The following is a 24,217-nucleotide window of genomic DNA, read 5'->3' on the forward strand; positions in this document are numbered from 1 at the left end:
GAGGGTGTCTCCCTAGGTTGTTCCGCTACGACTGCTTGCGCGTCTGCCGCTCTAAAATGATGAGGTCAAGCGTTTGCTGCGTTTCGCCGTTCACTTGCGAGTGGGCGTGTTTTGGATTGGCCCACGGCTGCTGAAACGGGTTCGAATAAAAGTTGTCATAAAATTTTTTGTGCCGATGGTGACCCATGATTGTTCACCTCGCTGCGGAATGTGCCGGGGGAGTGCGGCGAACGATGCCGTGCTCCCCCTTCATGTTAAAAGAAATCGCTTCGTTCGCCGGAGGCGCGCATCCGTTCTTGCGGGTGGGTGTTGGTCGTGCCGTCGGCCCGCTTCGAGGCGTACTCGGCCTTGGCGCGCGGTTCGCCTTCGAGCTTGTTGTTGTTTTGGTTCGGGAAGTTGTGCGCTTTGTTCCGCACGGCACATTCCCTCCTTAACGGCGTGCTCGTGTTGGATGGCCAACACGTATTTTTATTATGGGACACCCTGTAGCGCTTATGTGTGGCAATGATTGGGGCGGAGCCCATCAGCCGTTTGGAGCAAGTTCGAGCTTTTTGCGCAGTTTGCCTTCGCTGAAAATCCAGCCGGTGTATGAGCTGACAATATTGAGATCGCGGTCGAGCTGGACGACAGCGACAAACGGGTAATACCCTTTGCTTCGATAGCGTAAATCAGTAAAGCGCACTTCATAGTAATCATCGTATTCGTTCATTTCCCAACGGTAAACCGGGGAAAAAGATAAGAAAGCGGCGATATTTTCGTCGCGTTTGGCGGCGTTCATCACCGGATGGTCGGGAAGCGCACGCTTTTGGAAGCGGTCAAGGATGATGAGCTCGCCGCGTTTGACGCGGGCGACGTAAAATTCGTCGCAGGTTGAAATGGCTAAATGCCATTCGCGCGGCCGCCATGTCGGTACGGTGATGATCTCGGTCACCCCGGCGATCGAGGCGTGCACGAGCCGTTTGATGTTGGCCTGCTGGCGGAAGCGAAGCCCATAATACGCAGCGATAAGCACGTAGACGACAAGAAACGTATAACCGGGATGGGCGCCGAGAAACAAGCCACCGACGCCAACCAAATGAAGCCCAAAAATGACCGGATCAAACGTATGAATCACGCCAAGGGCGATCCATTTTTTTGTAAACGGGCGCAACGCCTGGGTTCCGTAAGAGTTAAAAATGTCAACAAATACGTGCAAGGCGACGGCAACAAACGTCCAAAGCCAAACGCGAAGCCAATCCGTTTTCGGATAGATGGCGGCCATCACGCTGACGATGAGCAGCGGCCAAAGAACGACGGCGGGAATCGAATGGGTGATGCCGCGATGGTTGCGAATATATTGGGCGTTGTTGCGCAATTTGAAAATCGTGTCGATATCCGGCGCTTGCGAGCCAGCGAGCGCGCCGATCAACACAGCGTGGGATAAGAGCGGATCGTGGGCGATCGCAGGGTCAAGTGAAGCAAGACTGCCGAGCGCCACCCCCATCAAAACATGTGTGCCTGTATCCAACGTGAAGGCGCCTCCTTCTTGCAGCATCGTTGCATGTTCGGATGGAAACTGTCTGTTGTCTCTCGGCCGGAGCACATCTTTCTTTTTCATGCAACTATTAGTATGCCCCACCTTGTGTTCAGCCAATAACCGTTTGAGGCATTGGCCGAAAGGAGGCGAGAGACAAACAAGGTTATGGCTAGTGTATCATAGGGCGACAATCGTTGGCGAGAGGCGGAACGACCAATTTCACAAAGATTCAAAAAAGGAAACGATTGATAGACAGTGGAGTGAGAAAAAGAAACAGGAAGCAAGCCGTTCGTCAGACGAAAAGGGAAGCGCTTCAACCAAAAACGAAAAGCGCCCCGCATGAGGCGGGACGTTTTGTTGATCATCTCGAACCGAGAAGCTCCCCACTTCAACGTCTATATAGGTGTAAGTGGGGAGCATTCCATTTTGATGGAAGATCGGTTCACCATCCGTTCTTTTGGCGGCTCATTGGTCAACTGTCCTTTTCTCTGCCAGCCGATCGATTAGCCGTCATTTCTGAACCGTTTGCCGATCGCTTTGAGAGCGGACAGGAAAAAGCGGATCGCGCGGTTGATGTCCGGGTCATTGAGCGCTTTAAGCAAATCAAACAACCCGATTTTTTTTGTTTCGGCGGAGTTTTGTTCGTACGCCTCCAGCGCGCCGGCGGCGATGTGCTCAAGCAGTTTCGCCGTTTTCTCCGGATCAAGTGAAGCAGCAAGGGCAGCTATGGCGAACGCATGGTTGATCATCGTTGTCACCGGTTTTTGGTTGAGCTGGCCGACGACGATTTTCGCCACGTCTTCCCGTGCTTTTAACAAGGCGTTGGCCGCTTCGAGCAGGCCGCTTTCATGGAGCTGCTCGATGAACTCCAAGAGCTCGCGGACCGCCTCTTCACTGTCGCCGACAGCGGCTTTTAGCTTGGCCAGCGCTTCAGTTCGTTTTTCTTCCTCCGTCATTTGGCGCTTTTGAATGGTGGTAATCGGCTTAGCCACCGATCGTCACCCCCTTGTTTTCCTCGGTGAGCGGCACGTAGTCGCTTCGCCGCCACTTCCGCTCCACCTCGACGCCGTTTTGCGGATGCCGCTTTTTAAAGCGCGGATTTGTGCGCGGCAGCGGCGTCTTGCCGGACCGTTCAATGACTTCCATGCGCACGCGGGCTTGTTTGTAAGCCGGCGTGTTCGTGCGATGGTCGGTTTGCGGGCCGGTCAGCATGTTAATGGCGCTCTCATTGGCTGTGGAGTGCATCGGCAAGAACAGTTCATTGCCTCTGACTCGATCGGTGACGAGCACGCGCACTTTGACGCGGCCGTACGGCGAGATGAGCCGAACGAGCGCCCCATCTTCAATGCCGCGTTCTTTGGCGAGTTCAGGGGATACTTCGACAAACACTTCTGGGAATTTATGCTCGATGCCTTTGGATTTGTACGTCAAGTTTCCTTCATGGAAATGTTCGAGCAATCGGCCGTTGTTCACAAGCAAATCGTACTCTTTTGGATATTGCACCGGTTCGACCCAATCGGCTAACGCAAAGCGGGCTTTGCCGTCCGGGAAGTTGAACCGCTCTTTGTACAACAGCGGCGTATCAGCGCCGTCGTGGCTGCCCCAGCAAAGGCTGTTCCAGCCCTCGAGCCGGTCGTAATGCGCTTGTGAGTACAGTGGAGCGAGGCTGGCGATTTCATCCATGATTTCTTTCGGACCGGCGTAATTCCAATCGGCGCCAAGCCGCTTCGCGATTTCTTGAATGATCCACCAGTCTGGCTTGGAGTCGCCAAGAGGCTCCAGCGCTTGGTAAAACCGTTGGATGCGGCGCTCGGTATTCGTGAAAGTTCCTTCCTTTTCCAAACTTGGCGCTGCTGGCAAGATGACATCCGCAAATTGCGCTGTTTTTGACAAGAAAATGTCTTGAACGACAACAAAGTCAAGCTTCGCCAACGTCTCTTGCACATGGTTGGCGTTGCAGTCGACAAGCGCCATATCTTCGCCGATGATATACATCGCTTTCAGCTCGCCGCGCTCGGCCGCTTCGAGCATTTGGATGTTGTCAAGGCCTGGTTTCGCATCGATGCGGACGCCGTACGCTTTTTCAAACTTCGCTCGCGCCTCATCATCGGTGACATGTTGGTAGCCAGGCAGCCAGGCAGGAAGCGAACCCATGTCGCAGGCGCCTTGGACGTTGTTATGGCCGCGCAATGGGAACGCGCCCGCCCCCGGACGGCCGTAGTTGCCGGTTGCCAAAAGCAAGTTGGAAATCGCCGCCGATGTATCGCTGCCGCCCGTGTTTTGCGTGACCCCCATGCCCCAGAGGACGCACGTGCCGTCCGCCTCATGGATCATTTCGGCGATGCGGATGAGGTCGGCTTTGGCGACGCCGGTGACTTGTTCGGCATAATCAAGCGTATATTTTTCCAGCAATTGTTTAAACTCTTCAAAGAAATGGACGCGCTCGCGAATGAATGCCTCATCGTGCCAGCCTTGGTCGATGATGTATTTTGTCACGGCCATCAGCCATACTTGGTCGGTGCCTTGTTTCGGGCGGATGAACAGGTCAGCCCGCTCGGCCATTTCATTTCGGCGCAAGTCCGCAACAATGAGTTTTTGGCCAAACAGTTTATGCGCCCGTTTGACGCGGGTGGCGATGACCGGATGCCCTTCCGCTGGGTTGGCGCCGATGATGATGACAAGGCCGGCTGAAGCGATGTCATGAATCGTGCCGGAATCGCCGCCCATGCCGACCGTGCGGAACAGGCCGTCCGTCGCCGGCGACTGGCAGTAGCGTGAACAGTTGTCGACGTTGTTCGTTTCAAATACTTGGCGTGCCAGTTTTTGCATTAAATAGTTTTCTTCGTTGGAAATTTTTGACGATGAAATAAACCCGATGGCGTTGCCGCCGTATTGCCGCTTGATCGCGCCCAATTTTTCGGCAACGAGGTCGAGTGCTTCGTCCCATGTCGACTCGATGAATACGTCGCCTTTGCGAATGAGCGGTTTCGTCAGGCGCTCTTCGCTGTTGACGAAATCCCAGCCGAATTTCCCTTTGACGCATGTCGAAATGGCGTTGACCGGCGCTTCAGAAACCGGCTGGATTTTTAAAATTTTCCGCCCTTTCGTCCACACTTCAAACGAACAGCCGACACCGCAGAACGTGCAAACCGTTTTCGTCTTTTTGATCCGTTGTTCGCGCATGGCGGCTTCAATTTCGGAAACGGCGAAAATGGCGGTGTAATTCGGCTCCACTTCTTTGACGAAATCGATCATCGGATTGAGCACGTCTTTGTCCAGCCCCGTCATAAATCCGGCTTCGCCGAGCATCGATTTTTCCATTAACGCGTTGCACGGACAGACGGTGACGCAATGCCCGCAGCTGACGCACGACGATTCGTTGATCGGCACCCCACCGTCCCAAACGACGCGCGGCCGTTCCGCTTCCCAATCGATCGAAAGCGTTTCGTTCACTTGCAAGTTTTGGCAGGCCTCGACGCATTGCCCGCAGGCGATGCATTGATTCGGGTCGTAGCGGTAGAACGGATGCGACATGTCCACCTCGGACGGGTCGACTTTCGGCCGGTACGGATATGTTTGATGTTCAATTTGCATCATTTCCGCCGTGTTGTGCAGCTTGCAGTTGCCGTTGTTGTTGTCGCACACCGTACAGTACAAGAGATGATTTTCCAACAGGCGGTCCATCGCTTCTTTTTGCGCTGCCTTTGCCCGCGGCGAGCCGAGTTCGACGACCATGCCGTCCTCAACCGGTGTCGCACAGGCACGAAGCAGCGTTCCATTGACTTCAGCGATGCACGTGTCGCATGTCTGAATGGCGCCAAGCTCCGGCGTATAACAAACTTGCGGATGCGGAAGACCGTGTTCATTGACGACTTCTAAAATGGTCATCCCTGGCTTGGCGTGGTAGGTACGCCCGTTGATGGTTACCGTCACCATTTGCGCTCCCATCATCGCTCCCCCTTTGTTAAAATAAAAAACTCCACCAGCGACGAGACGAATGCTTCATCGTGGGTGGAGTAGTTCTTTAGCATAACGATACTAAACAACCAATCCAAACTTTTTATATTTAGTAGAAAAATAACAAGGCCGCTTCTTGCCTTATTATTTTTCCACTATGTATACATTTGCTATAGTTTATTATAGTACGGCGAAAGGAAGAACACAACGGATGGGCCGGAAGTTTTTCTGCTGACCGCAAGGAGGGATGAGAATGTCCAAAAAAGAAGCCGCTTTCAACGATATTGTGCGCAAAGTGCGCAAACAGCTGTTTGGGAAAGGGCCAGAGCGGATCAAAACGTATTTTGTTGACAATTTGGCGATCACCATTTTGCACGGCAATTTGACGCCGACGGAAAAATTTATCGCCCGCACGCCGGAAGGGCGGGACATGGTGCATGCAGCGAGAACGAAAATGATCCAAGATGTGTACGCCCAGCATGTGCCGGACGGCATGGAAGAGCTTGTCGGTTCGAAGCTTCTTTATTTGTTCAGTGATATTAAAGTGGAAGAGGATATGGCTGTTTCCGTTTTTGTATTTGAAAAACCGATTGAATTGTGACGATTTTGTGAACAGAAACAATTGTTTTTCGTTACTGTTCGTGGTATGCTTATGAATAGTTAGCACGATGAAAATAGTAGAAGCCTTGCCGGCTAAACGGTTTTGCCGCTTGGCAGGCAGGTTTCGGAAACGGATGTGCGTTGGTTTCGCTGCAGAAGTGCTGGGCGCAAACTACCGCCGCTTTTCGCTGACAGGGGCGAGTTTGTCCTCTTGTCCGGAAGGCGGCGGTTTTATTTTGCATGGAAAGGGGGAATGGCAAGGTGAGCGGGTTTGCGGCGAAACGGCGACCGATTGCGAAATACCGGAACGGGCGCTTTGTTGAGGAAGAGGACGAGATCGCGCTCGAGTTTCCGTTGACCATAACGGTCAATGGCGAGGAGTTTGCGACGATCGTTTGCACGCCGGCGCATCTAGATGAATTGGTAATCGGATTTTTGGCCTCGGAAGGAGTCATTCGGACGTACAGCGACATCAAAGGAATGAGCATTGATGGGGAGCGGGGCTTTGCTTATGTTGAGCTCGCCGCGGGCGGACTGCCGGCCAAACAGTTTTATGCCAAGCGGTTCATCGGCTCGTGTTGCGGAAAAAGTCGGCAGTTTTATTTTTACAATGATGTGAAGACGGCGAAAACGATCGTCGGCGGCATCGCCGTGAAGGCGGATGACTGCATTCGCCTCATGAAAGCGCTGCACGAGCAGTCGACGGACTTTGCGGCAACCGGCGGTCTTCACAACGCCGCGCTCGCCACACCGGACGGGATCGTCGCCATCCGCTCTGACATTGGGCGTCACAACGCGCTTGATAAGCTGTATGGCTATTGCCTGCGTCATCAAGTTGCGGTGAAAGACAAGCTTATTGTATTCAGCGGCCGCGTTTCGTCGGAAGTGCTGTTAAAGGCGGCGAAAATGGGAGTGAGTGTCCTGCTCTCAAAATCGGCCCCGACGACGCTAGCCTTAGATTTGGCGGATGAACTCGGCATAACCGTCGTTGGCTTTTTGCGCGGACAGGTGTTTAACGTGTATACGCATGAGAGTCGGATCATAATCGGGTAAAAGGGGAGGAGAGGCTGTGAAAAACCGTTGGCTCATTGCGTTATCGGCCGTTGGCATTCATATTTCGATTGGGTCTGTTTATGCGTGGAGCAATTTTACCAATCCATTAAAACAATTGTTTGGATGGTCCGATCAGGAAGTAGCGCTCACGTTCAGCATTGCGATCTTGTTTTTAGGATTGTCGGCTGCGTTCCTTGGCCATTTTGTGGAAAAGCACGGACCGCGGAAATCCGGGCTATTGGCCGCCATCTTCTTTGGCCTCGGGGTGACGGGGTCCGGTTTGGCCGTGGCGCTTGGTTCGAAATACTTGCTGTATTTGTTTTACGGGGTGTTGGGAGGAATTGGGCTCGGCGTCGGGTATATTGCGCCAGTGTCAACGCTTGTCAAATGGTTTCCAGACCGGCGCGGGTTGGCTACAGGGCTGGCGATTATGGGGTTTGGGTTTGCCGCAGCGATCGCGAGTCCGGTGATGAACAGTTTGATTGCCTCCGTCGGCGTCCAAAATACGTTTTTCATTTTAGGCATTACGTATTTTGTCATTATGACGTTATCTTCTCTTTATTTAGAAAAGCCGCCAGAAGGATGGCTGCCGGAAGGATTTCAGGAAAAAGTGAAGGCTGGAAAAGCCAAACCTTCGCTTGATTTGGCGCAATTGACGGCCAATGAGGCGGTCAAAACAAGACGGTTTTGGTATTTATGGTTCATGTTGTTTATTAACGTGACGTGCGGCATTGCCGTTTTAGCGGTGGCCAAACCGCTGGCGGTGGAAAGCATCGGCATCAGCCAAACGGCCGCGGCGGCATTAGTTGGCGCCATTGGGGTGTTTAACGGGTTAGGGCGCATCGGTTGGGCATCGGCTTCTGATTATATTGGGCGGCCGAATACGTATACGACGTTTTTCGTTTTGCAAATCTTGATTTTCTTCCTGTTGCCGAACGTGTCCATCAAATGGCTGTTTGTGGTTATGCTGACGATTGTGTATACGTGCTACGGCGGCGGATTCGCCTGTATCCCGGCGTATATCGGCGATTTGTTCGGCACGAAGCAGCTTGGCGCCATCCATGGTTATATTTTGACCGCTTGGGCTGCAGCGGGCCTTGTCGGACCGATGTTTGCCGCGTATATTAAAGACACGACCGGTTCTTATGAAGGAAGTTTGGCCTTTTTTGGCGGATTGTTTGTCATCGCTTTCATCATCTCGTTGCTCGTGCGCATTGATATTCGCCGATTGCGTGCTCGACATGAATCGATCGCCTATGTTTCTGCGGCTAAGGAAAGTTGAGAACGATTTCCTTCCGTTTCCCCTCGGCGTGCGGCAAGCCACGCCGGGGGTTTTTTGATATAATAAAATGGATATGGATAATAGGCATCATGGGGGAAACGTTGAATGACAAGAGAAACAGAGCGATTTCCAGCGCGCGAGTTTCAGCGCGATTTGCTTGACTGGTTCGCCCGCGAGCGCCGCGACTTGCCGTGGCGGAAAGACCGCGACCCATACAAAGTATGGGTGTCGGAAGTGATGCTGCAGCAAACGCGCGTCGAGACGGTCATTCCGTATTTTGAACAGTTTATCGATCGGTTTCCGACGCTGGAGGCGCTTGCTGACGCTGATGAGGACGAGGTGCTGAAGGCGTGGGAAGGGCTCGGCTATTACTCGCGCGTGCGCCATTTGCACGCGGCGGTGAAAGAAGTGAAAACGCGCTATGGAGGCAAAGTGCCGGACGATCCAGATGAATTTTCTAGGCTGAAAGGAGTCGGACCGTATACGGTCGGGGCGGTGTTGAGCCTCGCTTATGGCGTCCCGGAGCCGGCTGTTGACGGCAACGTAATGCGTGTCTTGTCGCGTCTGTTTCTCGTGACAGACGATATTGCCAAACCGTCGACGAGAAAACGATTTGAACAAATCGTCCGCGAAATTATGGCGTACGAAAACCCGGGAGCGTTTAACGAGGCGCTGATTGAGCTTGGCGCTCTTGTTTGCACACCGCGCCGCCCGTCGTGCCTTCTTTGTCCGGTGCAAGCCTACTGCCAAGCGTTCGCCGAAGGGGTGGCGGAAGAGCTGCCGGTGAAAACGAAAAAAACAGCGGTCAAACAAGTGCCGCTCGCAGTAGCGGTGCTGGCCGATGATGAAGGCCGCGTTCTCATTCGCAAGCGCGACAACACCGGTTTGCTTGCGAATTTATGGGAGTTCCCCAGCTGCGAAACGGACGGCGCAGATGGAAAAGAGAAGCTCGAGCAAATGGTTGGGGAGCAATACGGTTTGCAAGTAGAGCTTACAGAACCGATCGTTTCGTTTGAGCATGCGTTTTCCCATTTAGTCTGGCAGTTGACCGTGTTTCCCGGCCGCCTGATCAGCAGCGAGTCCACCAAGGAGCCTTTTCGGCTTGTGTCTGAAGATGAGCTCGAAGCGTACGCCTTTCCGGTGTCCCATCAACGTGTTTGGCGCGAATATAAAGAATGGGCGGGCGGAGTACGCCGCCCCGATTAATCAGGCACCGGCATCGTGCCGTTTGTATACGTCGCTTCACGGCGCCCAAGGCCGCCGCGCGCTTCGATTTCCTCGATGATTTCGCGGTAGATCGTTTGCCCTTCGGCGTTTAAATACGGAGCGATTTGCTGGAATGAATGGTGAAAATGAGCGAGTTCGTCGTCTGTCCATTCCGTTTTCGGGATCATGGACAATTCTGTCATATCGCGGCCAACGTACATAGGCTGCGCCTCCTTCGCGGTGGAATTCGGCTATATTATACGTAAAGGGGCGGAAAAACATGAGTGGAAAAGTAGCGGTCGTGACAGGAAGCAGCCGCGGCATCGGCAAAGCCATTGCGCTGCGGCTGGCGCAAGAAGGATATGATATCGTGGTCAATTATGCCCGCAGCAAAACCGCTGCTGAAGAAACGGCTCGTGAAATTGAAGCGCTCGGGAGAAAAGCGCTCGTCGTCAAAGCGAACGTCGGCGATGTCGAGAAAATCCGGGCGATGTTTGCCAAAATTGATGAAACGTTCGGACGGGTCGACGTGCTCGTGAACAACGCTGCCTCCGGCGTGCTGCGCCCGGCGCTGGAACTTGAGGAAACGCATTGGAACTGGACGATGAACATCAACAGCAAAGCGCTTCTCTTTTGCGCCCAAGAAGCGGCGAAACGGATGGAGCGGGTTGGCGGCGGGAAAATTGTGAGCATCAGCTCGCTTGGGTCGATCCGCTATTTGGAAAACTATACGGCGGTCGGCGTCTCGAAAGCCGCTCTGGAAGCGCTGACCCGCTACTTGGCTGTCGAGCTGGCGCCGAAAAACATCGCCGTCAACGCCGTCTCCGGCGGGGCGGTCGATACCGATGCGCTGAAGCACTTCCCGAACCGTGAAGAGCTGCTCGCCGATGCGGCGGCCAACACGCCGGCTGGCCGCCCGGTCAAACCCGATGATATCGTCAACGCGGTTTTGTTTTTGCTCTCGGATGCAGCCGAGATGATTCGCGGGCAGACGATCATTGTCGATGGTGGAAGATCTTTACTTTTGTGATGTCAGCGGATAGAACGATCACCCCCGGGGTATAGTAAAGCACGTGGAGGTGAGAACAATGGCCAAACAACCGAACAAAACAGCAGCTGGCACAAACATTCAAGAAGTAAGACAACAAAATGCCCAATCGGCTCAAGCCGCTCAAGCTGGCCAATTTGCGACGGAATTTGCGGCTGAGACGAATGTGCAACACGTAAAACAACAAAATGCGCAAGCGGAAGCCCGCAAAGCGCAAAATGTCAATCAATAACCAACGATCATCCACGGCTGACGCCTGGCGGTTGTGACGACGGCGTATGTTGCTGCAAGAGCGCAGGCGATAGGCCGAAGATGGAAGGCAAAAGCAGGGGCGGCGCGCCTCTGCTTTTTTTGTCGACAAAAGCTGTCATCTCTTTACAAGATTAGTGAAAGGGATTTGTGGGTGCGGACGCGAAATGATGAAAGGAAATCACACGGCAAAGGGGAAGGGAGAACGGAATGGCGATGGAGCACGCATGGACGAATGTAGGCGACGAGGCGCTGTTTTTGCAACAGGAGATGGAGCGTTGCGAGGAGATCACCCGCCAGTTGGATGAACTTGAACGTGAAGCGCCGACCGCCGCCTTGCGCGAGGAAGTGCGGCAAATGAAACGGGAGGTGGAAGCCATCCGTCGCGCATTTTTAGGGCAGATGGCATCCGGTGTCTGACGGACAGGATGCGTCCTTGAGCCAACGCGCCAGTTGCCTTTTCCTCAGTAAGGCGGCCTGCTTTTCTTTCCTTTTGCAAAAGGAACAGGGTATAATATAACGAAGAAGCTCCCATCGGAAAGTAGGGAAGAATGATGCCAGCTTACCCTCGGGAAGGGAAAATCATTCAAATCCATAGCTACAAACATAATGGGACGATTCACCGGATTTGGCAGGAAACGGTCGTATTAAAAGGGACGCCATCGTATGTGATCGGCGGCAATAACAAAACACTCGTCATGGAAGCGGACGGCCGGACGTGGGTGACGCGCGAACCGGCGATTTGTTTTTTTCATGCTAAGCATTGGTTTAACATTATCGCCATGATTCGTGAGGACGGGGTGTACTACTATTGCAATTTAAGCTCGCCGTTCGTTTGGGATGAAGAAGCGCTGAAGTACATCGATTATGATTTGGATATTAAAGTGTTTCCCGATATGACGTACATGCTGCTGGATGAAGATGAGTATGAGCGGCATCGCCGCGAAATGCACTATCCCGATGTGATCGACCGCATTTTAAAAAACAACGTTCAAAAACTGATCGGCTGGATTAAGGAGCGGAAAGGGCCGTTTGCGCCCGAGTTTATCGACAAATGGTACGGAGTGTTTCAGGCGTACCAAACGTAAATAGCGGCATGAAAAAAGCCTGTTCGGCATCGCTGGCAGGTTTTTTCTGCTTTTTTGTCGAAAGAGGCGCGCATGAGGAACTGATGGAAAAGGGAGGAAGCTATTATCATTTGTTGACGATCCAGCAGTTGCAGTAGTAAGCAAAAATATTAAGAAAATGTTGTCTGATGCCAAAGACTTCTTGACCCAAGCACCGTGGACGATGATTTTCCTTGGATTGGCGATCATGCTGACGGTGCTTGGCTTTAACTTAATGGGCGACGGGCTGCGCGACGCGCTTGACCCGCGGATGAAAAATTGAGAGAGGCGGCCTGCTAGGAGCGGCCGCCTGCCGACTTTTCGAGCTGTTTGGCCAATTCGTCATCGTAATGGTAATGGTGAAAACTATCAATTAACTTGTCTAAATGCTCAAGCCGGTCTCCATAATCAATGATGGCGCCGAGTAACGAAAATAGGCGGTAATCGGAAGGTGGCTGCCCGTCGGCGTAAATCATGGAAGCGAGCCGCCCCCGTTCGCGATCGATGCCTTCTGCCCACATGTGATGGGGAAGCGGCTTTGCTTGATGGACAAACTTCAGCAACATTTGCTCGTGATACCCAACCAGGCTGCCAAGGTGCAGGCAGATGGCATGGCGAAACGGGTCGGACAGGCGGCCCAACTCATTCTCAAGGCGGTGGAGCCATTTTAATACGGACAGCGCCCGGTCGGCTGAGGCGATCATTTGCCGGTACAGCACAAGCTTGCGCGACTTTTGGAAGCGTTGGCGTCGAAAATAGGTGCGTTCTTCTTTATACATTAAATACAAGTGCTCCAGTTTCGTCATTTCCTCGTGCAACGTTTCGATCTCGTCCTTTAAGTGATGATGATCGGCCGCCTGCTGTTGACAAAGGCGAATCCATTTCAAAATCGCTTCCGTCTCATCGCGAATTTTTTCGTACAATTTCTTTTCATACTTTGGCGGCAAGAAAATCAAGTTGACAAGAAAGGCGGCGAAAATGCCGAACATAATCGTTAAAAAGCGGATGGCCGCAAATTCGATAAATTGGCGGTCCGTGTATTCCATAATGGCAATGACGGTGACAAGCGCCACGGAAATTGTCGACGATTCAAGGCGCATTTTTAGGCAAAGAGCGATCACAACCATGAGCGTCAAGCCGACGACCAGCGGGTCGCGGCCGAGGATAAGAACCGCCGCAATCGCGAACAAGGCGCCGATCACGTTCGCCTGCACTTGTTCGATGAGTGACAAATATGAGCGATAAATGGTTGGCTGCATGGCAAATACAGCGGAAATGCCGGCGAACACCGGTGACGGAAAGTGAAAGAGCGCCGCCAAAAACAAGGCGAGCGCCACCGCGATCCCCGTTTTGAAAATGCGGGCACCGAGCTTCATCTATGGAAACCTCTCCTTTTCCATTTTCGTAGACCATTCAGTACTATACACACTTTTAGATATGAGTGCAAGGAAAAAAATATAACGCCCTGCCGAAATCAGCAGGGCGTGAAGGATCAAAAGGCGATCGGAGCATGTGCATCGCGCCGATTGGAGAGGCGGATTGCCATCTCTTGGAGGAAATGGTCGCCATTCAGCCATTGGGTTCGCCCCGTTGTGGAACGGATGAGCGCCAGCGGCTGGCCGGGAGCGAGCGGTTCAGCATGGCCGCCCTGCGGACGAGAGGCGATGAATACACGGGAGGAATCATCCGTTTTCCAAAGCGCTCCGGCTGTTCCGGCGACCCATACGGCTTCTTGTTCGAAGCTGGCGGCCAAACATGCCGGCAGCTGTCCGATAGACGGCAAGCTGTGTCGTTTGGCCGCGTCGGGCCAAAAGGCAGCTCCGGCTGCCTCGAGCAGGCTGTAACCGTGGTCGTAAATGAGCGTTTCCACAGCGCCAACAGACATTTCCCCGCAATGGACAAGCATGCCGGCTGAACCGAGCCGCTGATGGCAAAAGAAAGACTCCGCCCCATTGGCATAGGCGAACGAAGCGGCTGAGGCGAAAAACGGATGGGATACATCCGGTTCGCGCAACAAATCAGCCAGTGTATATGCTTGATAGATCACATGAGTGTGGCCGAGCGAAGCAACGCGGACGTGCGGCTCGCGTTCCATAGCGGCCGTCAGTCGAAACAAGCGGTCTGATAACGAAAATACATCGCCTGGCAGCATGGCGATTTGCCAAAACAAGGCGCTTTCATCTGCGGATGGCCGGATGGTTTCGAACAGAAGAATGAAGCCAAACTGTTTGCACAATTGACGAAGGTGCGCCCGAACCCGCTCAGCGTCAGCGGAAGGCGCAATGTGTATATGACCGACGGTGAAATAGCTGTTTGTTGCAATTTCCGGATTTTGCCCAGTATTCGCGAGTTTTTCCATCCATAGTTTGCGCGGGATGTCCAGCTGAATCGCAGCGTTTCCTTTTGCGCTCCATTGGGCAAGCGCCTGAAGGACAGCTTGGACATGTTCGTTGGTCGGGATGTTCCGCTTTTCCACGGCCGCCAACAACAGGGCGCCGCGCTGGTTCGCTTCGTTTGCCAAACGATATGTACGTTGCTCCATGTATACTTAGGCGCGGTCGGGAGGGCGTTCTCCCCTCGGCGCCGGTCACCTCCTCCACTGCTTGCTGGATGAAAAATGCGAGTCTTAATTTTCAGAATTTGGTGCTTATCATACCATGCAGGCAGATGGAAATCAATGACCCTTTCCCGTTCTCCTGCGTTGTTCACAAAATTGTCAACAAATGCAGTGAAAACAAAACAGCGCCTGCCTGACGCGGGCGCTGTTCAGCGAGGGTGATAGAGGCGCAAGCGCTTATAGCTGCCGGAACGCCTTGCCGACCGCGTCGATCGTGTAGGCGATGTCGTCTTCCGTATGGGCGAGGGTGATAAACCATGCTTCGTATTTCGACGGCGCGAGATTGATCCCTTGTTTGAGCATGAGCTTGAAAAATTTCGCAAACAACTCGCCGTCGCTGCGCTGGGCTTGCTTGTAGTTTTCCACTTTTTCGTCAGTGAAGAAGACGGTGAGCGCGCCTTTTAAGCGGTTGACGGTCACCGGCAGGCCGCATTGGCGAGCATGGGCAAGGATGCCTTCTTCCAGCATTGCTCCCAATCGGTCGAGATGCTCATAGACGCCCTCTTGTTTCAACACTTCAAGGCAGGCGATGCCAGCGAGCATCGACGCCGGGTTGCCGGCCATCGTCCCGGCCTGGTACGCTGGTCCGAGCGGAGCGACTTGTTCCATAATGTCTTGGCGTCCACCGTACGCCCCGATCGGCAAGCCTCCGCCGATGATTTTCCCCATCGCCGTCAAGTCGGGCTCCACACCGAGCAAGTTTTGCGCTCCGCCGTACATAAAGCGGAAGGCGGTGATCACTTCGTCGTAAATGACGAGCGCCCCTTCCTTGTGGGCAATCTCATTGATCGCTTCTAAAAAGCCCGGTTTTGGCAGGACGATGCCGAAGTTGCCGACGATCGGCTCGACGAGGACCGCTGCGACTTGCTCGCCCCAAACGTTCATCGCTTCGCGGAACGATTCGACATCGTTGTATGGCACGGTAATGACTTCTTGGGCGATGCTCGGCGGCACGCCGGCTGAGTCCGGCGTCCCCAACGTCGATGGCCCCGAGCCGGCGGCGACGAGCACAAGGTCCGAATGGCCATGGTAGCAGCCTTCGAATTTGACGATTTTGCTTCGTCCGGTGTAGGCGCGGGCGACGCGGATCGTGGTCATCACCGCCTCTGTTCCCGAGTTGACAAACCGCACTTTCTCGAGCGACGGGATCGCCTCTTTTAACATTTTGGCAAACGTGATCTCATGCGGCGTTGGCGTGCCGTACAACACACCGGTCTCGGCGGCGCGGCGGATGGCTTCCGCGATGTGTGGATGGGCGTGCCCGGCGATGATCGGTCCGTAGGCGGCCAAGTAGTCGATGTACTTGTTTCCATCCACATCCCAAAAGTAGGCTCCTTGCGCCCGCTCCATCACGACTGGCGCACCGCCGCCGACCGCTTTGTATGAGCGGGACGGGCTGTTCACTCCACCAACAATGTGCTGGAGCGCTTCTTCATATAATTGTTCTGATTTGGTCCACTGCATTGTTTGATCCTCCTGTTTCCGCTGACTGCCTCTTTATATAGTAAACCGAGAAGACTCAAACTTCAATGCTATAGGTGTAAAGCGGGAGACGGATCGGTTTCTCCCATCATTGACGTGCCGATTCGAAAAAATCCGACAGGAAATCGTTTGTTTCCGTATGGGCGGAACTGACATCCAACTGTTGCCGACGGTCGATCGGTGAGTGGGCATTGATTTAGGACAAAAGCATTTTGCCGTTCTTTCCAAATCGGCGGCGGCGCCTAACGCAATGGCGTCAACAGACTGGAAAACAAAAAAGATGAAAATGGCGGCGATTCATGTATAATGCAACATAGGGAGAAGGGCGCAAGCTGCCTTTTTCATTTGACGCCAAGGAGAGGTCAGGAGGAGAACGATGAACGCGATTGAAGTAGAACATTTGCGCAAAGAATTTAAAGTGCACAAAAGCCGCTCCGGCCTTGTCGGAGCGTTTCGCGATTTATGGACGCGCCGTTATACGCTCGTTCGAGCGGTTGATGACATTTCGTTTGCTGTTAAGCAAGGGGAAATCGTCGGCTATATCGGCGAAAACGGCGCCGGCAAATCGACGACGATCAAAATGTTGACCGGCATTTTAACGCCAACGTCTGGGCGCGTTGTCGTCAACGGGATGAATCCGCATAAAGAACGGGAAAAATTCGTGCGCACGATCGGCGTCGTGTTCGGCCAGCGTTCGCAATTATGGTGGGACATCGCTGTTCAAGAGTCGTTCCGGCTGTTGAAAAAAGTGTACTGCGTCTCGGACGAGCAATATCGCCGCCATATGGCCGAGGTGATTGACATGCTTGAGATCGGCCCGCTGCTTGATAAGCCGGTGCGCAAGCTGTCGCTTGGCCAGCGGATGCGCTGTGAGCTTGCCGCCGCGCTCATTCACAACCCGCCGCTATTGTTTTTGGATGAACCGACGATCGGCCTTGATGTGCTTGTCAAACTCAACATCCGCCAGTTTTTAAAGCAATTGAATGAACGGTATGGCACGACGATCCTGCTGACGACGCACGACATGTCAGACATTGAAGCGCTTTGCGAGCGGGTCATTATGCTCGATGAAGGGAAAATCATTTACGACGGGTCGCTTGAGCGCCTGAAAGAAAGATGGGGGCAAGGAAAACGGATCGCCTTTACGTTCGCCGAAGCGGTGACGGCCGCTTTTTTGCAGCAGTTGACTGAAGGATTGGAGGTTGTTTGGAAAAAAGGTGAACAGCCAAACGTTTGGGTCTCGCACGTCCCATCAGGAGGCGTTCCGGAAGTTGTCAGTCGCGTCGCTGCCCGTTGTGCACTGCAAGACATCCGCATTCATGAAGTGCCGACGGAGGAGATCATCCGCAATATTTATGAGGAAGGTGCGGTTCATGGGTAAGTATGTCGAAATGGTCCGCATCCGCTTTTTAATGATGCTCGCCTACCGGACAAACTATTACACTGGCATTTTGATTTACGCCATTAACATCGCAGCGTATTACTTCCTTTGGTCGGCTATTTATGGCGGCAAATCATCGATGCAAGGGATGTCGCTTGGGCAAATGACGACGTATGTCGCCATTTCCTGGCTGGCGCGGGCGTTTTATTTTAACAACCTTGACCGTGAAATCGCCATGGAAATCCGCGATGGAAAAGTAGCGATTGAACTGATCCGCCCGTACAGCTATTTAGGGATGAAAGCTGTGCAAGGGCTTGGCGAAGGGTTGTTTCGCCTTTTCTTTTTATCGCTGCCTGGGCTTTTTTTCGTATCGCTTTTTTTGCCGCTTCAGTTTCCGGGACACGCCAAAACGTGGCTCGCTTTTGGCTTGTCGCTTCTATTCAGCTTTATCATTTTTTCGGAGCTGAACTTGCTTGCGGGGGTTGTGACGTTTTTTACGTTCCGAAATGAAGGGTTGCTTAGGGCGAAACGGTTTATTATCGATCTATTTTCCGGTCTTATTTTGCCTTTGTCGTTTTACCCGGATTGGGCGCAGCAGCTCATGGCGTATATGCCATTTCAAGCCATTAGCTATATTCCAAGCATGATCATTACGGAAAGCTTCCAAGGCGCCGCTGTAAGCGATGGATTGTTCACGCAGGCGGCGTGGTGCGTGCTGTTATTGTTTCCGATCGCGCTGCTATGGCGGGTGGCGAAAAAGCGGCTTGTTGTGCAAGGGGGGTAGACATTGTTTTACGTATCTGTTTTTTTTCAATATATGGCCCAGTACATGAAGACAAAATTGCAATACCGCACTGATTTGCTCATTGAATGGTTGTCCGACTTAATGGCGCAGGCGGTGAACTTAGTGTTCTTGCTTGTCGTGTTCGGCCATACGACGCTGCTTCACGGCTGGTCGCGCGATGAGATTTTGTTTATTTACGGTTTTTTTCTTGTTCCGTATGCCGTATTTGGCGCCTTTTTTAACCTTTGGGATTTTAATGAACGATATATTGTGCAGGGGGAAATGGATCGCGTGTTGACGCGCCCGCTAAACAGCCTGTTTCAAATTGTTTTGGAGCGGATGGAGCTCGAATCGTTGCTTGGCGCTGTGCCCGGGCTGATCATTATGCTGTATGCCGGCAGCCGCTTGTCTCTTTCATTTCATTGGTATGATGTCTTCGTGTTTATTTTGTTTGTCATTGGCGGTGCATTGATTTATGCCGGCATTTTCATTTCATTGGCGACGATCAGTTTTTTTGCCGACGCCCGCACATCCATCATGCCCATGATGTACAACATCAGCAGCTATGGCCGCTACCCGATCGATATTTATCATCGCGTCATCCGCTATATTTTAACGTGGGTGCTGCCGTTTGCCTTTGTCGGCGTTTATCCAGCTGCTTATTTTCTTGATAAAAAGGAATGGTACAGTTATGCCTTTTTCACCCCAGTGGTCGGCATGGTTTGCTTCACCGTTTCGGTCATGCTTTGGAACGCCGGGGTGAGGCGATATCGCGGGACGGGGAGCTAGGCGCCCCGCCCGTTTTTGTTCATTTGCCATCAAAATGACAAACAATGGTCAAGCAATCGACACAACCTTGTCTGTATCGTTAGCATGTTATGGCGTAAAATAAAATGTGAATATATTCACAAAAAGGAAGAAGAGGTGAATAGTTATGAAAAACGGGAGAGGAAATCGGGTAGCGGTCGTCGGCACCGGGTTTGTCGGCGCCAGTTATGCGTTTGCCTTAATGAATCAAGGGATTGCCGATGAGATCGTGCTCATCGATGCAAATGAAAACAAGGCTGAGGGCGATGCGATGGACTTAAACCATGGGAAAGTATTTGCGCCGAAGCCGGCTGACATTTGGCACGGCGATTACGATGATTGCCGCGATGCCGATTTGGTTGTCATTTGCGCCGGCGCCAACCAAAAACCGGGCGAGACGCGGCTTGATCTTGTGGACAAAAACATTGCCATTTTCCGCTCGATCGTTGAGTCGGTCATGGCATCCGGATTTCAAGGACTGTTTCTCGTCGCCACCAATCCGGTCGACATTTTAACGTACGCGACGTGGAAATTCAGCGGCCTGCCGCAAGAGCGAGTAATCGGATCGGGCACGATTTTGGACACGGCGCGGTTCCGCTTTTTGTTGGGCGACTATTTCGCCGTCGCCCCGACGAACGTGCACGCCTATATGATCGGCGAACATGGCGACACTGAACTCCCGGTCTGGAGCCAGGCTGATATCGGCGGCGTGCCGATTCGCAAGCTGGTCGAGTCCAAAGGGGAAGAAGCGCAAAAAGAGCTCGAGCGCATTTTTGTCAATGTGCGCGATGCCGCCTACCAAATTATTGAGAAAAAAGGAGCGACGTACTACGGGATTGCTATGGGGCTTGCCCGCGTGACGCGCGCCATTTTGCATCATGAAAATGCCATTTTGACCGTTTCCGCTTACTTGGACGGCCCATACGGCGAACGCGATGTCTACATCGGTGTGCCTGCTGTGATCAACCGAAATGGCATCCGCGAAGTGATTGAAATTGAACTTGACGAGGAGGAGAAAAAATGGTTCCACCGTAGTGCTGCGACGTTAAAAGGTGTATTGGCGCGCTATTTTGCTCAGTAAAGCGCAACGATTGGCTTCGTCTGACGGGACGCTGGTTTGTCAAATGGGTCGGGCGATCCGGTGGAATACAGGAGTGCTGCCGATTCAAGCAGGGTTCGGAGGGTCATGCGGTATAATCGCCCGGTTGTCCGCGTATATATGAACGACGGACAAAAATGGGGGGAACGTGATGGATTACGCCTTCCTTGGCATTGTTGCCGCCGTACTGCTCGGCAGCATCACCTCGCTTTGGACAGTGCGCGTGCAAGCGACGCATCGCATGTCACTCGATAGCTTATGGGTTCTCGTCCACTGGTATTTAACGATGTTGCTCGGTTTTGCCATGATTTATATGATTTTGCAAGTAAACGGCCATGCCGTGTTTACCCCATCCCCAAATAGCGCATCGAAAGATCGTTTGTCGCTGCTTGAAGACAGCTTGTATTTAAGCGGTATGACGCTTTTGTCGGTCGGATACGGTGATGTCACTCCGATCGGCGTCGGGCGGTGGATCGCCATTGCCGAAGCGCTGCTCGGCTACATTATGCCCGCTGTCATCGTGACGCGCACCGTGTTTGACTGGGATCATCGCTGATATGAGTTGCAATTTCCCTTCGTCTTCGCTACGCTAAAAGAAAATGAAGAAGACGGGGGGAACGACATGACGATTGCCATTGGCCAGCCAGCTCCAGATTTCACCTTGCCGGCAAGCAATGGGAAAATGGTTTCGCTGTCTGATTTTCGCGGCCGGTATGTGGTGCTTTACTTTTATCCAAAAGACATGACCCCGGGGTGCACAGCCGAAGCGTGCGACTTTCGCGATCGCCATGCGCAGTTCGCCGAGTTGAACGCCGTCATTTTAGGAGTGAGCACCGACCCGATGAAGCGGCATGAGGCGTTTATCGAAAAATATGAGTTGCCATTTTTGCTTCTTTCTGATGAGCGGCATGAAGTGGCCGAGCTGTATGGGGTATGGAAGAAAAAGAAAAATTTCGGCAAGGAATATATGGGTATTGATCGCTCGACATTCATTATCGCCCCCGACGGAACGTTGGTTCAAGAATGGCGCGGGGTGAAAGTGAAGGGGCATGTCGATGAGGCGCTTGCGGAAGTCGCCCGACTAGCGTCATCTAGGTAAGCGTCCAGACAATGTACATCGTTTTGCGTATGATACATAGTAACCTCCTCAAATGAATGACATAAGAGGCGGAAACAATTTCCGCCTCCTTTTTTTGTTAAAATGGCGTCTGAGCCCATATATTAATGGCATCTATATTGACAAATGGCATGTATTCTTTGTAGACTAATTATAAATATTATAAAGTGATAATTTTTTTCACCTTTGAACAGAGAGTGAGGTGCATGACGGTGTCTGACAACGAGCAACTGAAGGAAGCGCTTGACATGCTGAAAAAGACTGGCATACGCATCACGCCGCAGCGTCATGCGATATTGGAGTATTTGATCAGCTCGATGTCCCATCCGACGGCTGATGAAATATACAAAGCGCTGGAAGGGAAATTCCCAAACATGAGTGTAGCTACCGTCTACAATAACTTGCGCGTCTTTAAGGAAATCGGGCTTGTCAAAGAGCTGACGTACGGCGATTCGTCAAGCCGGTTTGACTTCGTCACTTCCAATCATTATCACGTCATCTGTGAAGAGTGCGGCAAAATTGTCGATTTCCACTATCCAGCGCTTGATGAAGTCGAGCAGCTTGCCGCTCACGTCACCGGCTTTAAGGTCGACCATCATCGCATGGAAGTGTACGGAGTCTGCCCTGACTGTCAAAAAAGCAGGGCGCCGGCGCATTCGCATTAAAAAAGCTGATAGCACAAGGCGGCTATCAGCTTTTTCTTTTTTTGTTGTACTTTTCGTCAAACTCTTTTCCTTCCAGTTCGCGGTCTAACGTCAACGGTTCACGGCAAAACATGCATAAATCGACGCGTCCGAGCATTTTTGTCACTTTGCCGCACGACGGGCAAACAACTTGGACGGCTCTCGTCGAGAGTGTGCCGATCCAAAAATATACAATGCCACTGGCGACAAGAAACAACATCCCAAACAACATAAACAACGTCATGATGACCGGGGACGTACGAAAAAACAGCCCAAGATACATGACAATGACACCGATAAAAATCAAGCTTAAGGCGAAAGTGCGAATTTTGTTGATTTTGCTCGAATATTTGATGCTCATCACAGTCCCTCCTACATAGACCACTATACCATAAAACGGGGTCCCATCGCGAAGAAGAAATCAACAAAATCGACGTTTTAAAGAAAGGAATTCCTCGTTTTTTGTCGAATAACGAATGACGGCAACAAACGACAGCTTCATGGATGCAAGCATTCTGGTCTTTCTGAAATGAAACAAGCGTTGACAGCATTGTTTGAACATCTGCACAAACGCAATGTGATGATTGATGACGGTGGAAGGGAGGAAAAAACGTTGCAGAAAAAACAGCCGGCTCAAAATGGGAACGTATGGTTGTCTGTCAATCGATATGTTGGGATATCTGAGGGATTTGTCCGCCGGATATCGCGGCCGGCTTTCTGCAACGGACGCGAGGTATGAAAGAATTGCTGCATCCCATCTGTCACGAATGGGCAAACCGCTGCAACACGCACGGAATTTTAATGATTGAAAAAACGGCTTGCCATGCAGCAACAACGGATACGTTTGATGTCGTGCTGCTCGTCATTGTCGACCCGCAAAGCGAGCCTATGCTTCTCAGACAGTATTCACTAAACGAGAAAAAGGCGGTGCTTTATGCAGTCAGTGAACGGCAGTTAAATGAATGGCTTGTTCTCGGGTCACATCGAAAGGCGGTCGACTGGGTGTTCAACGGAAAGGTCGTGTTTGACCGAAACGGCTATGTTCAGCAGTTGCGCCAGCGCCTTGAGCAATTCCCGCCTAAAGAACGGCGATTGAAAATGGGACTCGAGTTTGCCAAACTGATCCGCCGCTATACAGATGGCAAGGCGCTGTTTGCCGCCAAGCATTGGCTCGACTCATACAACCATATGGTGCAAGCCCTCCATCATTTGGCGCGATTGACCGTGATCGAGCACGGACTTTACCCGGAAGTGACCGTATGGAATCAAGTCAAGCGAATGGATGGAAGGATTTATAAACTGTATGAAGAACTCGTCGGAAGTGAAGAACCGCTTCCGAAACGGCTGGAACTTTTGTTGCTGGCCAGTGAATTTTTGATTCATTCTTACGTAGAATCAGGTTCCTCTCATTTATGCGAAGCGCTGAAAGAAAAAAATGGTACTTGGAGCATTGAGGAAATGACCGGTCATCCGCAGTTTGCGCCTTACTCGGTTGATCTTGTCATCATGCTTGAGTATCTTGTCGAAAGGAAAGTGCTAACCGTCGTGGAAATGCCGACAAAAGGAAATACAATGTTCGAACGGTATTACACATTGCAAAAAAAGAATTTTGACGGTCCCCTTCCGCTGATCCTAAAAAGTGGAAGGGACCGGTGAGAGGATGGATGCTATTAGGAATTTCATTGTGTTTATACAAATGTCAGTTGCCAAGATCATTGAAGGAAGGAGGCAACCCGGCCGAAAAAAGCTCTTGACTTCCTTGTCGAACGATGATATATTTTAAATCGCTGCCGCGGCGGGAAAATGTTGCCGAGCGGTATGAATAAAAGGCTGTTGACAACGAACAATAAAAATGCTATGATGTAAGGGCTGCTTTAGGAAGCGGAAAACACATTTGCGTTTGAGGGAGTCCAGAGGAATTGGATTCCTCGACGCAAGACTGCAACGAAGCAAGTTCAAGAAGAGGTCTCGTTCCTTGAAAACTGAACGAAACGAAGCGCAACGAAAAGCGGAGGCCGCTTGCCTATCGGCGAAACGCGCTGAGAGGCCCGCGAGCGGGCTTAGCCCGCCAAAGCGGGACACGAAGCGTCGCAAGCCGATAGCGGCCGAAGCTGGACAATGCGAAAAGCCAATCAACTTTCTTTGGAGAGTTTGATCCTGGCTCAGGACGAACGCTGGCGGCGTGCCTAATACATGCAAGTCGAGCGGACCGAACGGGAGCTTGCTCTGG

The 24,217-nt window shown here is 52.2% G+C and carries 26 protein-coding genes, 1 rRNA gene and 1 pseudogene; 18 read left to right on the forward strand and 10 right to left on the reverse strand.

The window, feature by feature from the left end:
• Positions 1–25 precede the first annotated feature (25 nt).
• The 5 genes from GZ1_RS18455 to fdhF all read right to left on the reverse strand — a co-directional run bounded on the left by GZ1_RS18455 (position 26) and on the right by fdhF (position 5,464).
• On the reverse strand, positions 26–187 hold the full coding sequence (locus tag GZ1_RS18455) for a YpzG family protein (RefSeq protein WP_011229958.1): 162 nt from the start codon (positions 185–187) through the stop codon (positions 26–28).
• 67 nt (positions 188–254) lie between these two features.
• Positions 255–416 (reverse strand): small, acid-soluble spore protein K, encoded by a 162-nt coding sequence (locus GZ1_RS13680; RefSeq protein WP_011229959.1) that lies wholly within the window; start codon positions 414–416, stop codon positions 255–257.
• A gap of 107 nt (positions 417–523) precedes the next feature.
• Positions 524–1,507: a metal-dependent hydrolase gene (locus GZ1_RS13685; RefSeq protein ID WP_015373967.1), complete on the reverse strand. Its 984-nt coding sequence runs from the start codon at positions 1,505–1,507 to the stop codon at positions 524–526.
• Between the two features lie 512 nt (positions 1,508–2,019).
• The gene (locus GZ1_RS13690) at positions 2,020–2,508 is read right to left on the reverse strand and encodes a helical membrane plugin domain-containing protein (RefSeq protein ID WP_015373968.1); all 489 of its coding nucleotides are present in this window, start codon (positions 2,506–2,508) and stop codon (positions 2,020–2,022) included.
• Positions 2,501–5,464, reverse strand: a complete 2,964-nt coding sequence (gene fdhF, locus GZ1_RS13695; protein ID WP_015373969.1) for a formate dehydrogenase subunit alpha — start codon at positions 5,462–5,464, stop codon at positions 2,501–2,503. The genes GZ1_RS13690 and fdhF overlap by 8 nt, the downstream gene beginning before the upstream one ends.
• 262 nt (positions 5,465–5,726) lie before the next feature.
• Here fdhF and GZ1_RS13700 point away from each other — a divergent pair, with 262 nt between their 5' ends.
• The 4 genes from GZ1_RS13700 (at position 5,727) to mutY (ending at position 9,614) form a co-directional block, all read left to right on the forward strand.
• Complete coding sequence (locus tag GZ1_RS13700; RefSeq protein ID WP_013146316.1) at positions 5,727–6,074, forward strand: Na-translocating system protein MpsC family protein; 348 nt, start codon at positions 5,727–5,729, stop codon at positions 6,072–6,074.
• A 260-nt stretch (positions 6,075–6,334) separates the two neighbouring features.
• Positions 6,335–7,126 (forward strand): formate dehydrogenase accessory sulfurtransferase FdhD, encoded by a 792-nt coding sequence (fdhD, locus tag GZ1_RS13705; protein WP_013522986.1) that lies wholly within the window; start codon positions 6,335–6,337, stop codon positions 7,124–7,126.
• A gap of 16 nt (positions 7,127–7,142) precedes the next feature.
• Positions 7,143–8,408 (forward strand): L-lactate MFS transporter, encoded by a 1,266-nt coding sequence (locus tag GZ1_RS13710; RefSeq protein WP_015373970.1) that lies wholly within the window; start codon positions 7,143–7,145, stop codon positions 8,406–8,408.
• Between the two features lie 105 nt (positions 8,409–8,513).
• Entirely contained in the window at positions 8,514–9,614 is a 1,101-nt protein-coding gene (mutY, locus tag GZ1_RS13715; protein ID WP_060788698.1) for an A/G-specific adenine glycosylase, read from the forward strand.
• On the opposite strand, the gene yfhS is transcribed toward mutY, so the two are convergent.
• Complete coding sequence (gene yfhS, locus GZ1_RS13720; protein WP_060788699.1) at positions 9,611–9,835, reverse strand: mother cell protein YfhS; 225 nt, start codon at positions 9,833–9,835, stop codon at positions 9,611–9,613. The two genes, mutY and yfhS, sit on opposite strands and share 4 nt — an antisense overlap.
• Before the next feature lie 59 nt (positions 9,836–9,894).
• On the opposite strand from yfhS, the gene fabL reads away from it, so the two are divergent.
• From fabL to GZ1_RS18460, 5 genes and pseudogenes are all read left to right on the forward strand, one after another.
• Positions 9,895–10,644, forward strand: coding sequence for an enoyl-[acyl-carrier-protein] reductase FabL (gene fabL, locus GZ1_RS13725; protein ID WP_060788700.1), 750 nt, complete (start codon positions 9,895–9,897; stop codon positions 10,642–10,644).
• Positions 10,645–10,702: 58 nt separating this feature from the next.
• On the forward strand, positions 10,703–10,894 hold the full coding sequence (locus tag GZ1_RS13730) for a gamma-type small acid-soluble spore protein (RefSeq protein ID WP_011229970.1): 192 nt from the start codon (positions 10,703–10,705) through the stop codon (positions 10,892–10,894).
• Positions 10,895–11,121: 227 nt separating this feature from the next.
• Complete coding sequence (locus GZ1_RS13735; RefSeq protein WP_013146311.1) at positions 11,122–11,331, forward strand: YgaB family protein; 210 nt, start codon at positions 11,122–11,124, stop codon at positions 11,329–11,331.
• A gap of 134 nt (positions 11,332–11,465) precedes the next feature.
• A complete protein-coding gene (gene ntdP, locus GZ1_RS13740) occupies positions 11,466–11,999 on the forward strand; it encodes a nucleoside tri-diphosphate phosphatase (protein ID WP_013146310.1) in 534 nt (177 codons plus the stop codon).
• 154 nt (positions 12,000–12,153) lie between these two features.
• Positions 12,154–12,300: pseudogene (locus GZ1_RS18460) on the forward strand (ABC transporter permease); the annotation flags it as partial.
• Between the two features lie 13 nt (positions 12,301–12,313).
• Here GZ1_RS18460 and GZ1_RS13745 read toward each other — a convergent pair.
• From GZ1_RS13745 to GZ1_RS13755, 3 genes are all read right to left on the reverse strand, one after another.
• Positions 12,314–13,393 carry an FUSC family protein gene (locus GZ1_RS13745; protein ID WP_060788701.1) on the reverse strand — a complete coding sequence of 360 codons (1,080 nt, stop codon included), beginning with the start codon at positions 13,391–13,393 and terminating at the stop codon, positions 12,314–12,316.
• Positions 13,394–13,509: 116 nt separating this feature from the next.
• The gene (locus tag GZ1_RS13750; protein WP_236612582.1) at positions 13,510–14,559 is read right to left on the reverse strand and encodes a glutamate synthase; all 1,050 of its coding nucleotides are present in this window, start codon (positions 14,557–14,559) and stop codon (positions 13,510–13,512) included.
• A gap of 252 nt (positions 14,560–14,811) precedes the next feature.
• Positions 14,812–16,098, reverse strand: a complete 1,287-nt coding sequence (locus GZ1_RS13755) for a glutamate-1-semialdehyde 2,1-aminomutase (protein ID WP_013146305.1) — start codon at positions 16,096–16,098, stop codon at positions 14,812–14,814.
• 394 nt (positions 16,099–16,492) lie between these two features.
• Here GZ1_RS13755 and GZ1_RS13760 point away from each other — a divergent pair, with 394 nt between their 5' ends.
• From GZ1_RS13760 to perR, 7 genes are all read left to right on the forward strand, one after another.
• Positions 16,493–17,497: an ABC transporter ATP-binding protein gene (locus GZ1_RS13760; RefSeq protein WP_060788702.1), complete on the forward strand. Its 1,005-nt coding sequence runs from the start codon at positions 16,493–16,495 to the stop codon at positions 17,495–17,497.
• Positions 17,490–18,281, forward strand: a complete 792-nt coding sequence (locus tag GZ1_RS13765; protein WP_015373977.1) for an ABC transporter permease — start codon at positions 17,490–17,492, stop codon at positions 18,279–18,281. Before GZ1_RS13760 ends, GZ1_RS13765 begins: the two co-directional genes overlap by 8 nt.
• Positions 18,282–18,284: 3 nt before the next feature.
• Complete coding sequence (locus GZ1_RS13770; protein WP_013146302.1) at positions 18,285–19,070, forward strand: ABC transporter permease; 786 nt, start codon at positions 18,285–18,287, stop codon at positions 19,068–19,070.
• A gap of 145 nt (positions 19,071–19,215) precedes the next feature.
• On the forward strand, positions 19,216–20,169 hold the full coding sequence (locus GZ1_RS13775; RefSeq protein ID WP_015373978.1) for an L-lactate dehydrogenase: 954 nt from the start codon (positions 19,216–19,218) through the stop codon (positions 20,167–20,169).
• A 169-nt stretch (positions 20,170–20,338) separates the two neighbouring features.
• Complete coding sequence (locus tag GZ1_RS13780; RefSeq protein WP_015373979.1) at positions 20,339–20,743, forward strand: potassium channel family protein; 405 nt, start codon at positions 20,339–20,341, stop codon at positions 20,741–20,743.
• 66 nt (positions 20,744–20,809) lie between these two features.
• On the forward strand, positions 20,810–21,286 hold the full coding sequence (bcp, locus tag GZ1_RS13785) for a thioredoxin-dependent thiol peroxidase (protein WP_013146299.1): 477 nt from the start codon (positions 20,810–20,812) through the stop codon (positions 21,284–21,286).
• 224 nt (positions 21,287–21,510) lie between these two features.
• Entirely contained in the window at positions 21,511–21,969 is a 459-nt protein-coding gene (perR, locus tag GZ1_RS13790) for a peroxide-responsive transcriptional repressor PerR (RefSeq protein WP_041470400.1), read from the forward strand.
• Positions 21,970–21,994: 25 nt separating this feature from the next.
• Here the strand turns inward: perR and GZ1_RS13795 are convergent, their stop codons facing one another.
• Positions 21,995–22,348 (reverse strand): YgzB family protein, encoded by a 354-nt coding sequence (locus GZ1_RS13795; RefSeq protein ID WP_011229983.1) that lies wholly within the window; start codon positions 22,346–22,348, stop codon positions 21,995–21,997.
• A 374-nt stretch (positions 22,349–22,722) separates the two neighbouring features.
• On the opposite strand from GZ1_RS13795, the gene GZ1_RS13805 reads away from it, so the two are divergent.
• Positions 22,723–23,643, forward strand: coding sequence for a nucleotidyltransferase-like protein (locus tag GZ1_RS13805; RefSeq protein WP_051049827.1), 921 nt, complete (start codon positions 22,723–22,725; stop codon positions 23,641–23,643).
• A 483-nt stretch (positions 23,644–24,126) separates the two neighbouring features.
• Positions 24,127–24,217 (forward strand): 16S ribosomal RNA (locus tag GZ1_RS13810); the annotation flags it as partial.

Source organism: Geobacillus zalihae NBRC 101842 (assembly GCF_001544135.1).
In the GTDB taxonomy this organism is placed as follows: domain Bacteria; phylum Bacillota; class Bacilli; order Bacillales; family Anoxybacillaceae; genus Geobacillus; species Geobacillus zalihae.